This window comes from Photorhabdus akhurstii, from assembly GCF_019090985.1.
GTDB lineage: Bacteria > Pseudomonadota > Gammaproteobacteria > Enterobacterales > Enterobacteriaceae > Photorhabdus > Photorhabdus akhurstii.
On record NZ_CP020335.1, the window covers coordinates 3874665 to 3889290 of the forward strand.

The window sequence follows — 14626 nt, forward strand, 5'->3', positions numbered from 1 at the left end:
TAAAATATATTTCTGCTTTAATCGTTTTTAAAAAATCATTTCAATTCACCCTATATATCTCAATTAAATTAAATTTAGATTTTATATATCCAATTTACACAAAAATTAAAACCATTCTCAATCATCATATAGATGATTAATTCATTCAATAAATTAATACTAAACTAGTAATGCAACCAATTAATAAACACAATGGAATTAATTAAAAGATAATAAAAAAATCACCTTGCTACAATAGTTATCCAATAAAATATTTATACTATTTTCAATTTCAAAAAAAATAATTAAAATTTCACACAATACCTTTCATACCAGAAGAATGCCAGATTCACCACTTTTCCACTACGCTTTAAGTTGACATAGGATGGAAAGAATAGCCGCATCGCAGCACTCCTGTGGTTGCCATATTATTAGCCTCTCAGTTTACTTATCAATTTTCGGTAATGGCCCCAATTTCACACCTTCTGGGTAATATTTCCAGCCATCACGAATACGGATGTTTTCATCCCAAGGCAATTTATATTCACCGTTTGCCAAATCGCGCACCCAAGTCAAATAATTAGCTCTCTCTCCGCCAGGTTTACCAACATAACCTCGGCAACCGAGATTAAAAATACTGTTCTCAAGCGCCCAATTCTCACGAGCCTTATCCGCCAGACGCGGGAACAGTTCAGCGGTAACAATTTCCCACGGATTACGCTGACCTTGCTGGATAACGTTACCGTCATAATTACAAATCGTACCTTCACCGAAATAATAAAAAACCTCATCATAGCCTGCCAGATTAACCGATACGGTATACATTAAGTTCTGCCAGGCATTAGTGCGATTAGTCCATATCCATTGGTCGTTGACTTGGGTAGAATAACCAGAAATACGAATAAAAACGTTACAACCTTTATAGGCTGCTTCGCGCGCTAACTCAGGAAACATACCATCATGACAAATACACACCGCCAGCTTTGTACCTTTAGGCCCTTCACAAACCGGCATGCCCAAATTACCCGGCATCCAAGGCTCAATCGGCACCCAAGGCTGCAATTTTCGGTAATGCAATGCAATCTCACCATTATTGTTAATAATAATTGCAGAGTTATAAGGTGGCTGAGACGGATCTTCATTACGTTCCATGACTGAAAACACGCCCCAAATATCATTGCGGATACAAGCCTGGCGAAAACAATCCACTTCTGGACTGTCCAGCGATAACAACATTTCATCGTAAGTCCAGATCTTGGTATTTAATCCCTGAGCGGAATATTCAGGAAATACAATAAAATCCAAGTCAGGATAACCGGCTTTAGTTGAATCGATTGTTTTACAAATCTGCCGCACTTGAACCTGAATATCTTCAGGCCCCTTAATAATAGGAACAGGATATTGAATAGCGGCAATTAATAACGCTTCGTCCCACGCACTGACACTTCCGGTACTGCCCATAAAGACCTCTGAATGAATAGTAATTATTAGAATTGAATGACAAGTTTCATCGTTATGCAGACAAAGAGAGCATTATCTTTACCCGTCGTTAAGCGATTTCACTAATGCATAATAGCGTCTCTTTTATTCACAAAAATGCGATCTGTAACATTAAATAAAAAAATTAATAACTTTGTAGTAAACAATACCTTTATTAATATTAGGGTTAATTTGTCCTAAATGACTTTGCAAAAGTCAAACACTTTGAAGGAACTCAATCCGGTTCGAGCGATCTAAGGAGTTATAAAAAATCCCCAACAATCTGTTTGGCCTTTACCTCATATTGACCATCAACAATCAGTTAGTAGGACTCAGATTCACTGCATTTGAGTGTAACAGCTAATAATGCAAGTGCGTAATAGCTAATAATACAAGCTCGTAAAAGCTAGTAATTCAATATCGTAATAGCTAATATTGTATTCCCGTATTAGCTAATACTTGAACATCTGCTGGAAGAAAGACATGGCAAAAACTGGAAACGAAAGGTTGGCAGAAGCGCTGAGAGCTGCAAGCGATGCGGCCGTGGGCAACGTGTTGAGTTCTAAGTCAATCACTGATAAACAACGCACACTTCTGGTCAATAAAGGCTATTTCAAGCAAATCATCAGGGGATGGTATCTCCTGGATGCAGATCTCACGACTGAAAAAGCGGGTGATTCAGTACTTTGGTATGAATCCATCTGGTCTTTCGTTGGGCAGTACGTCGAAAGTATCTTCGGAGATGATTACTGGCTAAGTCCCGAATCCTCTCTTGATTTACATACAGCAAACAATGCCTTACCAAACCAGATAATTGTCTACACCTCAGACACGACGCCTCGCACACTTAACCTACCTAACAACATGAGTATGGTGATCATCAAGGGAAGGGTTCCCTGTAAGACTGTCAGAGTAAACGGTATAAATGTTCATTCGTTAGAAAGCGCACTCGTTGAAACTGGCCCACAAACTTTCAGAGCCAACCCTATAAGCATTCAGCTAGCGCTCAGGAATGCTGATCTGAGTCTGCTTTCAGAAGCAGTACTGACAACCAAGAATGTTGCCTCAGGAAACAGATTAATTGGCGCCTATCAGCAGCTAAAGATGAGAGCCGAAAGCCGTAAACTACAAACCATCATGGAAGGAGCCGGTTTTGAAGGTATTAAGCAGGTTAACCCATTTGACCATATTCCGATGATAGTAGGCAGTAGTCGGGGAGAATCCCCAAGCGCAGTTCGTGTGAGGCTCTTGTGGCAGGAGATGAGACAAGAAGTCGTCGAGGTATTTAATGACTTTCCACCACCTTTTGACTTCTTTGAGCGCTCAATCGAAAAAACACACGCCATGATGAGCAGCCTCTACATAAGCGATGCCTACAACTCACTATCCATCGAGGGTTACAAGGTTACGCCAGAATTAATCGAGCGTCTGTCTAAAGGTGGCTGGTCGCCGGATACCATCCAAAGGGACAAGGAGCAGAAGGATGCAATGGCTGCCAGAGGCTATTACGATGCCTTCAACAAGGTGAAAGAGCTACTGCGTGAGGCACATGAAGATAAAGAAGGCTTGGATATCCACTATTTGATCGACGTTGGCTTGACTGACTGGTTCACTGCGCTGTTCAATCCCTGTGTAGATGCCGGAATTATCAACAGACTGGATTTGGCGGGATTTCGCAAAGGACCAATCTATATCCGCACTTCAATGCATGTACCGCCCTCCAGCGAGCAATTGATGGACTGTATGGAAGCACTGAAAGAGTTGATCGCTAATGAGAAGTACTTTGTGGTAAAGGCTATCTTGGGACATCTTTTTCTGGGTTACATTCATCCGTTTCCCGATGGTAATGGCCGCACCGCCAGATTCTTAATGAATTTCTTGCTGGTAATCGGAGGATACCCTTGGACAGTGATTAAACTCAAAAATAGAACTCAGTATCTATCAGCGCTAGAATCAGCCTCGGTAGGAAAAAATGTAAAGCCATTTGCGGAGTTCATAAGGCAATCTATGCAAGAAGTAGAACACAATATCTCAATATGAAGTGAATATTAACCTGAATCCTAAAATCGGGGCGGACAGGCCCCTTAGAAACCAGCAAATCTTCCAACCTTATTTGTGATCTATTCCATTTAATAACAAAACCCTAAATTTAATATTAAAACAGTGACGAAGAATTAATAAGATCATTAACAAATAAAACTCAAAAATAGTCTCTAAATAAAAATTCAAAAAAATGGCCCATCTTTCTGTGAGCCATTTTTATTTCTATAACAACGCTATATGACTGCTTAATTAATCAGGCAAACTTCCCCTTACCCATTGTGGTATCTACCCACGCCATTGTTATAGCCGCTTTCGTTTGACTCTCCAGGCTTTCAATAAAACCATTATCACCCACTGTCGGGGAGAAACTACTCATGGCCTGAATCAAGGAATCCACCGCATTCTCTGATAGCGCCGTAAATTCACGCTCACCTGACGCATCCTCATTGCCCATCTGTATCACCAACTTAGCGCGATTGCCATTAAAGTAATCATTAAAGGTGACCGAACCTACCGATTCAAAGATCCCCTGAGCGGTAGTGTCCTGAGTTTGACGATCCACTGACAGCACCAAATCATACCCACTGCGCTGGAACCACAAGTTTTGCCAATCAATATCACCATTAAACAGGATCACATCTTCTGCGCTGATATCATTAACCAATGTATCAATCACCTCCCCGCTGACCACAAAGCTATCCACGCCGGTACCTCCCCGGAAGCGATTTCGATACCCGCCTAACACCAGTAAATCCTGCCCTTCACCGCCATTAAACTGACTAAATTTCGAAATAGCCGTGGCTATCAGGCGATCATCACCTTCTCCACCATCAAACACCGCGTGATAGCCCATCAGCTTAATCACATCGTCACCAACGTTACCATCAATCCAGTTGTTGTTGCCAAACACTCTGGCCGAATCATCGCCTTTACCTAGGTTAATCTGGTTGTTATTGCCGATGATTACCGCATAGTCCTGATCTTCCCCAACATCCACCCGATTATCATTACCCGAGGTTATTACGTAATCCTGCCCGCTGCCTGCGTCAATAAAACCGGCTTCACCAAAGACGAACGCTTGGTCATTGCCCTCTCCCATAAATAAATGGTTAATGCGCCCGGCCATCACCGCAGTATCATTACCCATACCACCAAACATCATATTTTCTCGCCCCATCAAGATACCGAGATCGCTACCTTCACCTGCGGTATAGATATTGGATATCCCCATTGCATAGAAAATGTCATCACCACGACCGCCCCAGAAGTTATTGTTATCTCCCAGATAAGCACCAAGATCTTTACCGTCACCACCCCAGTTAAAGTTACTGTTGCCCAACGACACGTGAATATCGCCATCTCCTTGCAAATGACCACTGTGACGCAGAAAATCCAACGTTTTCTCTTCCATATTAAGTAAATCTGCCGTTAGATTCTCTTTCAGATGGGTGACTAATGATGTCATTTCTGTTTGCTTATCTTTACTGAATATCGTCGCAAACAGGTTAGGCACGTTTAACGCATTAAAACCAAATGCCCGTTCCGGGGTGCGATTGTCTGTTGTTGATAAGTTGATTTGCGCCTTTTCAATATTGTGATTACCTGTCGAAACCTGGCTTTTTTCCTCAACTTCTCTCTTTTTTAAGCCGTGACTTTCCACAAATGATTTCACCCCCTCCGCACCCATACTGATGCCAGCTCGCAAATCATCAAGCCATTTATCCGGGTCAGCAAAAGCTTTCAGTTGTTCACCACTAAATTCCCCAATGATATTAATCATCTCTTGCAGAATAGCGGCACCATCAACCGGCTCACCCGTGCGAGAGACAATACGTCCCCCCTCGGTGTAATCTACGCCAAAGATATCGGCAAAGGTTGTCTCCGCGCCAACCCCCGACAACCGACCAAGCAGTCTGTTCTTAAGCTGACGTGGTAAGTCGTGCGGATTATAGGTGAAAGTCGTCTTCGTCAAACCTGTTGCCGTAACCTGCTGCGTCATCAGACCAAACAATGAACCCAAGTTGGTATCCAGAATTGACTGGATATTGTCGCCAAACATCAAGTTCCAGCTACCTGTTGTCACCTGAATATCCGAGCCCTGACCACCCACCGCAAAGTTGAACGCCAGTTTTTCATTAGCCAAACGGAATCGTTCTGCTCGACTCATATTGCCGATGTCAGCATGGTTACCACTGCTACTTAACCACTCGTTATATCTCTTATTCAGTGTTAATTCGATATCGTCTTTCAGTGCTCGGCTGCTACGTTCATTGCGAGAATCTAGATCTATCAGGGTGTGATAATCCACGCTGCTAGTTTGATCTAAACCAGACATATCCTGGATAAATTTCTTCGCGCCAGCTAATGTCCACTGTTCATCTCTAGAGACTAACCACATTTGTCCTTCATCAAAACGCGCAATACCTTGCAGTACACCAGCAATATGGGCAGCGCCATCAAACGGATTAACCAGTGGCGGTACCGGAATGGATTTATCCATCATCACAATCAGATCGTTACTGCGACCCATGTTGAAACTCACATTACGATTGCCGATAAACATTTGCGCCCCTTCAAGCGCCTGATAGCCACCGATATTGAAACTGTGTTTACTATCACCATCACCGAGATGAACCATCAGGTTATTGTCACCAAAGGCCAGTGATTTAAAACCACCAACACCCACTTTGATGCCCACGTTCGAAGTTCCCCAGTTGATCGCGGTAAATTCCCCCTCTCCCACTTTAACTTGAATATTGCCGGAATATTCCCAGTGATGAGTATTCGATGTACTACCTGAATGAGTATTAATCCTGGCCCGACGCTTCTCCGGTGTAGTAAAAATATGCGAATTATTCGCAATCGCCCCTTTGATTGATTCATCTAAGTTAGCTACCCCCACGTGAGAGAGGTTGATTTCACTTTCAGCAATACCGTGCAAAACTCTTTCTGTACTGATTTTCAATTCACCCTGTTCATCCCACCTGAATATGATTTTGTTATCAGGCAGGTTATTCACCCATTGGTTATTTTTGTCACGTGTAAATTTATGGCCGGTTGCATCAACTGCAACTTCACTACGACGAGCGGAAACATCACTACGGATACCCTGCTTATCTAATGCCGTGATAAAACGGCGGGCAAAGCCATCTCGCTTATCATCACTTATCAACGCACAACCGACGATACTGATGTGACTCGGTTTACTCGTCTGACCAAAATGCTGGCTAAACTGTTTTAGTTTTACTGCCAGCTCATCGGCACAGTAACCACTCAAACGACTGTTATTCTGTTCTGATTCATCACGGCCGTGGCCCACAATCTGCCAACGTAAATTGCCCGATAATTGAGCAGGATCTCCATAGACAACGCGATATTCGCCATCAGCATCAAGCTGAACAATCACACTGGAATCGGGGTGTTTACCCGCAAGATTAGCCGCAGCTTTGGCAACGACCGGATCATTTTCCATCTGAATAATAATCTGACCATTAAAACGCGTTTCGCGGCCATCAGTTTGAGGTGTGACAGTCACGCGTTCCCAAGAATCGGCATTTTTGTTTTTAATAACGTCATTTGATGACAATCTTTCTAATGCAGGAAGCGACGCTTCCTTATCAACCGACGTTTTAAATGTCAATTTACTTACCGCCGAATAAGTTAATACCCTACTGATATTCAACTGCACAAAGCTGGCTACTTGCTTAAAGTTGTTACCTTCAACTTCAACCAACACTTTCTTGCTTTGTTTAGTTGCCACTTCTAACGTTACATGACCTTCACGGTAATCAACTACACGCCCAGTAACCCCTGAACTCAAAGTAAAAACTTTACCTTGTTCTTTTAATGCACGTAGTACATAGCTCTGTTCACCATCACGCGCCTTTTGCCAGATACCGTCATATTTGGTAATGAGACCTTCTTCAAACTGATTGAATTGAACATAGAAGCTCTGATCCGGTCGCTCGCTCACCTGAAAGTGATAATGCGTCAGGTATCCTTTATGGAAATCATCCATAAAACGGCGGAAATCATCATAATTAGCAAACGATTTGGCGCCAAAGTTAGGATCATAGAACGACCAAACTGTCTGAGCACGCTCTTTGTGTACCACAACGGACATGGCATGTTCTTCAGACATAAATGTCATATAAGTCGACTTTCTTACATTACGCAGCTTATCCATGATCGCTTCATAGCCTTCAGCCTCATAATTCAACGCGTTATTGATGTTCGGTCCTGTCAATCCATTAGCTTTTAACTTACCACCATAAGCGGCATTGGCTTTTCGACGCGCAGCAACGGTAGAGCTATCCATCGACTGGCTGTACTGCATTGATAATAGATCTTCAATCGCCGGGCCAATATTTTGCCGACGATATTGGTTGAGCAAAGCCGTTTCAATCGCATTGATATCGGTTTTCTTATTAACTGATTTATCGTTGTAAGCTTTAACCGCATCTTTCAACCACATCATATAAGCTTTGCCGCCCCCTAAACCCTGTACCCGCTCTTCAATCAAATAGCGGGCCGACAAAGCGAAACACAATCCCTTAAGGAACTCTTTTGACTCAACCTTATCGCCATGAGTCAGGAGTACACTGCCAATTTCTGGAATAATTCCCCGCAGTTTTTCCAGAAAATGGCTATCCTGGCTAAAATGAAATGAATAAGCTTCCAACTCTTTTCCATGTGCTTTTAAATCAAAGATCTTGTTATCAATTTTTTGCAGTATATCGCCTTTGACAACATCATGATTTTGCCCGGAAGAGTGACCCGTCGTCGTGACATCGGGAGCCTTCACCGAATATTGGCGCCCGATATTGTCCTGTAGCTCGATCTTATCCTGTAATCCGATCTTATCCTGTAAATAGTTAACCGCTTGTTCAATACGATTCAGCCCTTGCTGTTCTCCCTTCCCTAACCCTTGACTAAACCGGCCATCCGCATAGACAACCGCTTCGGGATTAATCTGGCTGCCGATTTCTATATTACGCTTTGGCTTATAAGCCTCTCCTGACAAACCACTGCCCTCTGCCCCCTGACGTTCTGGCTTAGCATGATCACTCTGCTTCGCGCCTTTAGCATCAGCTTGCACCTGAGTGACTTTATTTTCAGCCTCAACAATGTCACGTTTGCCACGACTCTCAGCACGCTGATAAACAGTATTAGCGTTATTTTTCACTTTTTCGGCCAACTGTTGCTGCGAAAGCGCCTCTTCTTTTCTCCGCGCTGTATCTGTTTGCGCATCCATCACATCTTGACTTACAGCGACACGATGCTGTTCACTTTTTGCCGCTCCGGCTTCTGACTTGGCAACCGCTTTTTCGACTTCTTGTTGGTTAGCGACGATGATTTTCTGTACATCACCAAACTGCCGTTGAGTAGCAGAATTTACTGCATTTAATTTATCCTGAACGCGGTTTAGCAACCCACCGGAAAAACGATTACGCCACTGTTCACCTGATGGCAGATGATGGTTTACATCACTATCAAGCTGATCCAAACCTTGAGTCATGGCAATCAATTCATCCGTTACCGACTGCGCCTCCTCTTTCACCGCACTGCTCTGCTCCTGCCCCTGAGTATTCAGCGCATTCTGATCTGTTGATTCCAATTGAGATTGTAATTTTGTCACTACTGCCAGCTGTTTATCTTTTTCCTGTTCCAGCAGCAGGCGATTTTTTTCCGCTTTTGCTTTATCGTTTAACGCATTTTGCGCCGCTTTATCTTGTTTTACATATTCAGGAATGGCCTCGGTTGGTAATATCCCCCCAGATTTCGCCACAACATTATCCAGCAGATAGCCTATACCATCATTCAAGCCTGTCCCTTTAAACTCAATTCGATTACTGCCCGCTTTCGCTGTTAATTGCAGCGTTTCGTTTTGCCATTCCGTGACATCTCCAGATGTTGAGAATACCCGTTCACTATTCCAGAAAACCTCCATGCCATTGTCGGCGAAAAGGGCATTATGGCGATTGGCAAAATCAAAACTCAGTAAAATCACTTCCCCTGCGTATAAATTTTGCAGGTCCTGATAAATCGTGGTGTTAGTTTCAACATCAAGTTCACTGACCCGTGTTCCATGTTCTACATCATCAAAACCATAGGCACTTGCCGATTGATATGCCTCAATATCATGAGTTGATTGCCAACCTTGATCATCTTGTTCAAAATCACCATTGATAATCAATGATTCTTCGGATTTCACAATAACGTTATCCAGAAGGTAACCTACCCCATCATTCTGGCCGATACCTTTAAATTCGATTCGGTTACTCCCCTCTTTTGCCATTAGCCTCAACGTCTTGTTTTGCCATGCCGCTCGCTCACCAGACGCGGAGAATACCCGTTCACCGTTCCAGAAAACGTCCATACCATTATCCGCGGAAATTTTTGGGCGCGCGGTAAAATCGAAGCTCAATACAACCACTTCTCCCTGATACAGGTTTTGTAGATCTTGATAGAGGGTGGTGTTAACTTCAGCGTCAAGTTCAGTGATCCGCTCGCCATGTCCGGCATTATCAAAACCATAAGCGCTCGCTGGACTGTAAGCCTCAATCCCCTTAGTTGACTGCCAACCTTGATCACCTTGTTCAAAATCACCGTTGATGATCAGATCTCCATCCCGACTTGATACCGATTTGATTCTCCGATTCAACGTGCCTTCAACCGAGTCAATATCAGGCATCGCGATATCTGACACAGAACCACTAAGCTGGTGATTTAAGCCTGAACCTATTTGTTCGACCTGCTCCATGTCAAAACCATTAATGGCAGAAATTTCCGCTACATTAATTGCACTACGACTTTTAAGTATGCCGGAGGTATTCGCTTCATCACCGCGAACCAAATAGCTAATTGCCTGACTGCCCCCCACACCTAATGCAGTCTGTTTGATATTGTCAAAAAAGAGGGAAAGTTTATCAGTTTCAAGGTTACTGACCGCCAGGCTGTAAAAATCCCCATTACCCACTTTAATCGCCACGTTATTACGGGCGTAAGCGGCATTGACGGTCAGACCATCGCCAAGATGAATATTGGCATTGCTTTCGCCTTTCATGACTGCAACATTGAGGCCATCCCCAACTTTAGTCTCGATATTACCGTTGCCCCACGCCAGATTAACCGAAATCCCCTCACCCACTTTTGTACTGATATTAAGGTCGCCATGAGCCGCTGTGACACTTAACCCCTTGCCCACCGTAGTCGTGATATTTGCTTTGCCTTTTGCCACGGTAACCTGAATGCCATCACCCACTTTGGTGACAATATTTCTGTCACTCCACAGGGCATTAAAACTGTCACCGTTACCCACCTGAATCGCAATGTTGGCCTCACCTTTGGCAAGGAGAACATTACGCCCGGCACCTACTTTAGTGATGACATTCGCTGCCCCCCAAGCGCCGGTGTAATCATTACCGTGACCAACATGAGTGATAATATTGGCTTCCCCCTGGACAACCGTCACTTCTTGTCCATCCCCCACTTTGGTCACGATGTTCACTTTACCTTTCGCGAAGTTATAACGATCACCATCACCCACTTGGGTTAGAACATTGTCCTCCCCCCAAACCGCGTTAATACCGGTGCCGTTCCCCATTTTAGTCATGATATTGGCTTTGCCTTTAGCGAATCCCACGGTTGTACCATGACCAACATGGGTCATCACATTCCCCACATCCGACACCAGTAAGCCAACAGTCGTCCCTTCCCCCACTTTAGTCAGAATATTGCCTTCGCCAAGCAGTACGCCAGCGGTTATCCCGTTGCCCACATGAGTGATAACGTTTGCTTTCTTTGCGGCAATACCCCCCATAAAATCATCACCGATTTTGGTGACAATATTCTTTTCCCCCAACGCTAACGCACCGGTTAAGCCATTACCAGAATGAGTCATGATATTGGCTTTACCTGACATGACAGCCAACGTTGTACCATCACCGACTTTAGTCATCGCGTTCAGTTCACCGGAAAACAAACCAATACTGGGGCCATTACCCACATGGGAATAGATATTAGCTTTACCCATCATCAAGACGGTTGTCAGATTATTACCAACCTTGGTCAACACATTGGCACTGCCGATCTGGGTGGCAAAGGTATTGCCATCACCGATGTGAGTCATCACATTCGCATCACCTATCATCGCGGCCAAGGTTATGCCGTTACCCACTTTAGTCGCGATATTGCCTTTCGCCAGCATCAAGGCGACACTTCTCCCGTCACCAATGTGGGTAAACGCATTACCGGAGGCAACCATCAAAGCTAATGCATTACCATCTCCCACTTTAGTCAAGACATTAGCCATCCCGCCCATCAGTCCCCAAACATCATCGTTGCCAACATGAGTAAAAAGATTGCCTTTCCCCATCATGACAGCAAGCGCGTCCCCACCGCCGACCTTAGTAAAAATGTTGCCGGCAGCCCCCATCACCCCCAATGTTTGACCGTCACCAACCTGGGTAAGCAAGTTACCTATACCAAACATGATGCCAACCAGATCACCGTTGCCGACTTTGGTCAGGATATTAGCGCCGCCTAGCATCACCCCTGTTGTGTTGCCGTCACCAATGTGCGTCAATACGTTGGCGCCTCCCCCCATCAGCGTTAGTGCATTACCCGCCCCTTTCTTGGTCAGAACATTGGCGCCGCCCAACGCAATAACCGTGGTATCTGACGTTCTAGTCTCATCGCTAATGTGGGTGATAATATTCGCGCCACCGAACATACCGGATACCAGATCACCAGCACCAAGCTTAGTCAATACATTAGCGCCGCCGAAAAGTACGGAATACACATCCCCGTGACCTGCCTGGGTCATGACATTAAAACCACCCGTTGCGGACCAATTCGCTCTGCCATTACCTATTTGGGTATGGGTGTTGTAGCCACCCAACATAGTAACCCGGCTTTCGCCATTACCTTTGTGGATCGAAATATTGCCAACCGCCAGAAGATGGGCCAGATATCGACCATTACCGATCCGCACGAGTAGGTTAGCCGCGCCGCCAGCGTTAACATTCATGCTTCCACGCCGACTTTGGTGAACAATAACGTTTGCTAAACCTCCCCCATGAAATGACAGATCTCCCTCTTCTCCACCTCTTACAATGACGTTAGCAGCCCCTGCGCCGACAAAATTGATATTGCCGCGCGTAACACTGGATTGAATAACGTTTCCACCACCCGCACCGTTAAAATTAACGTCCCCCGAACTCTCACCGATATTCTGTTTATCAAATTCTTCCGTATGTCCTAATTGCTCAGAGGTACTGTATATCGTATCGAACTGATATTGGAGTTGGCTGAGAGTACAACCACCAGCTTCTATGGGGCGGTAACCATTTGCCAAAGAAAAATCTTCATTAGGCAAATCACCGGTATGATCACCCGCTTTGTACCACGCTCTGGTCAGATATTTCAGTGAATCTGTTTCAGAATCATTTGCTAATTCAACCTGCACCACTTTGGTATACGATTCTATATATTTGGCATACACATAAGTATTCGGTTGACGGTTCCACTTCACTGCGGAAACATCCACTTTCTGGCGATTAGAAAAGACAAAATGCCCCCCCATTTTCGCATCAGAGAGAGTAATATCTTCTGCCTTAACGTCCGCCCCAACAATATAAGTTACCCACTCATTCTCCAGTAAGTTTTCTTCTACGCTATGAACAGTGATGAGTTTCTGATATTCAACCACTAAATTGAAAAGACGATAAGCATTATTAACATTTATATCGATAAACCCATTAGATGAATAGATATTTTGCGACGCGAGATCCTTAAGATGATTACCTATTTTATACCAAGACGTAGGGTAATAATTGAGCTTACCGGTGACAGGATCATTTAGAAGTTGAATTTTGCTAATATGAGTATACCGATTATCGGTATATGCAAAGAGATAAGTATTTAACTCTGTTGTGGATTTAATACCCGTCACTTGCTGAGGTTCCCGAAGAAAACTTCCTCCCATCATCGCGGTTGTTAATACAACCTCTTCGGCCTTGGCATATTCCAATACCCCACCAATTGCTTCACCATGATAAATATCATGGGTACTTGATCTGGTGATTTCATTGTAAGCACCCACACCAGAAAAATTGATATTGCCATGAGCAACATCAGAATAAATCTTATTGTAACCACCAACGCCCGAGAAAATAATATCGCCACGGGTTTGCGGGTATTGATCCTGACGTTGACGCAAACGTTCAATTCGGTTTGATGCACCTGCGCCATGTAAGATAATATTCCCTTCTTTACCCTTACGTATGATGTGATTATTAGCACCTATACCGGTAAACGTAATATCACCACGCTCTACCCGCGAACTGACACGATTTGCCGCCCCTGCGCCATTAAACGTTACATTACCTTGAGAACCCTGATAACGTTTCAACCAGGTACGGTCGATTTTATTATTCGCACCAGCTCCGGCAAAATACAAATTACCCTGATTGGTTTCATGCCATAATTTGTTGTACCCCCCCACACCGGTAAAATCAACATCACCCATCAAGCCTTTACGGTTCAAACTGTTATAAGCCGCCGCACCAGAAAAATTCAAGTTACCATAGTTACCTGAGTGCTCTACAGCAATACTCCCGGCAGCGCCAGAAAATGCAATGCTACCATCACCATGCTTATTAATATGTGCATAACCGGTACCACCTTTGACAGACAGATCACCCTTAGAATCCTCTATTTCTAGATAGGCAGCACCACCGACCACCGTATCATGCCCAACATCGGTATACACCTTCGCCGCAATCGAACCGAGGGTGATATGATCATCCCCGCCATGCGCATAAATATGACCACCAAATCCAATAGCATTAATATTATTATTATCGTCATCAGCAAGATACTTCCCGGTGAAAAAGTATTGCGTACCACGATTTGATGATTTACCCATAAGAAATCCTTTAGATTATTTTCATTACAGTTTAGCGGAATAAAGAAATAACACATTGGTGTTTATTGATATTAAAGGAATTTTACATAAATTCTCCAGCCATTTTTTACCTAATAAAAACTTATTAATAAAGTAATTCAAAATAAATAAAAAATTAAACTCAGATGAATCCTGAGTTTATGTATCTACGAGTTC

At 43.8% G+C, this 14626-nt stretch carries 3 protein-coding genes; 1 reads left to right on the plus strand and 2 read right to left on the minus strand.

What is annotated here, in order from left to right:
- Window positions 1–423: 423 nt before the first annotated feature.
- The gene (locus B0X70_RS16445) at window positions 424–1440 is read right to left on the minus strand and encodes a formamidase (protein ID WP_046394637.1); all 1017 of its coding nucleotides are present in this window, start codon (window positions 1438–1440) and stop codon (window positions 424–426) included.
- Window positions 1441–1941: 501 nt separating this feature from the next.
- Here B0X70_RS16445 and B0X70_RS16450 point away from each other — a divergent pair.
- Window positions 1942–3498, plus strand: a complete 1557-nt coding sequence (locus B0X70_RS16450) for a Fic family protein (RefSeq protein ID WP_217469842.1) — start codon at window positions 1942–1944, stop codon at window positions 3496–3498.
- A 256-nt stretch (window positions 3499–3754) separates the two neighbouring features.
- On the opposite strand, the gene rtxA is transcribed toward B0X70_RS16450, so the two are convergent.
- Window positions 3755–14431: an MARTX multifunctional-autoprocessing repeats-in-toxin holotoxin RtxA gene (gene rtxA, locus B0X70_RS16455; protein WP_217469843.1), complete on the minus strand. Its 10677-nt coding sequence runs from the start codon at window positions 14429–14431 to the stop codon at window positions 3755–3757.
- Window positions 14432–14626: the final 195 nt, after the last annotated feature.

Excerpts from the sequence above, each read along its gene's own strand:
- rtxA (WP_217469843.1), bottom strand. The coding sequence starts at position 14,431 with ATGGGTAAATCATCAAATCGTGGTACGCAATACTTTTTCACCGGGAAG.
- B0X70_RS16445 (WP_046394637.1), bottom strand. The coding sequence starts at position 1,440 with ATGGGCAGTACCGGAAGTGTCAGTGCGTGGGACGAAGCGTTATTAATT.
- B0X70_RS16450 (WP_217469842.1), top strand. The coding sequence starts at position 1,942 with ATGGCAAAAACTGGAAACGAAAGGTTGGCAGAAGCGCTGAGAGCTGCA.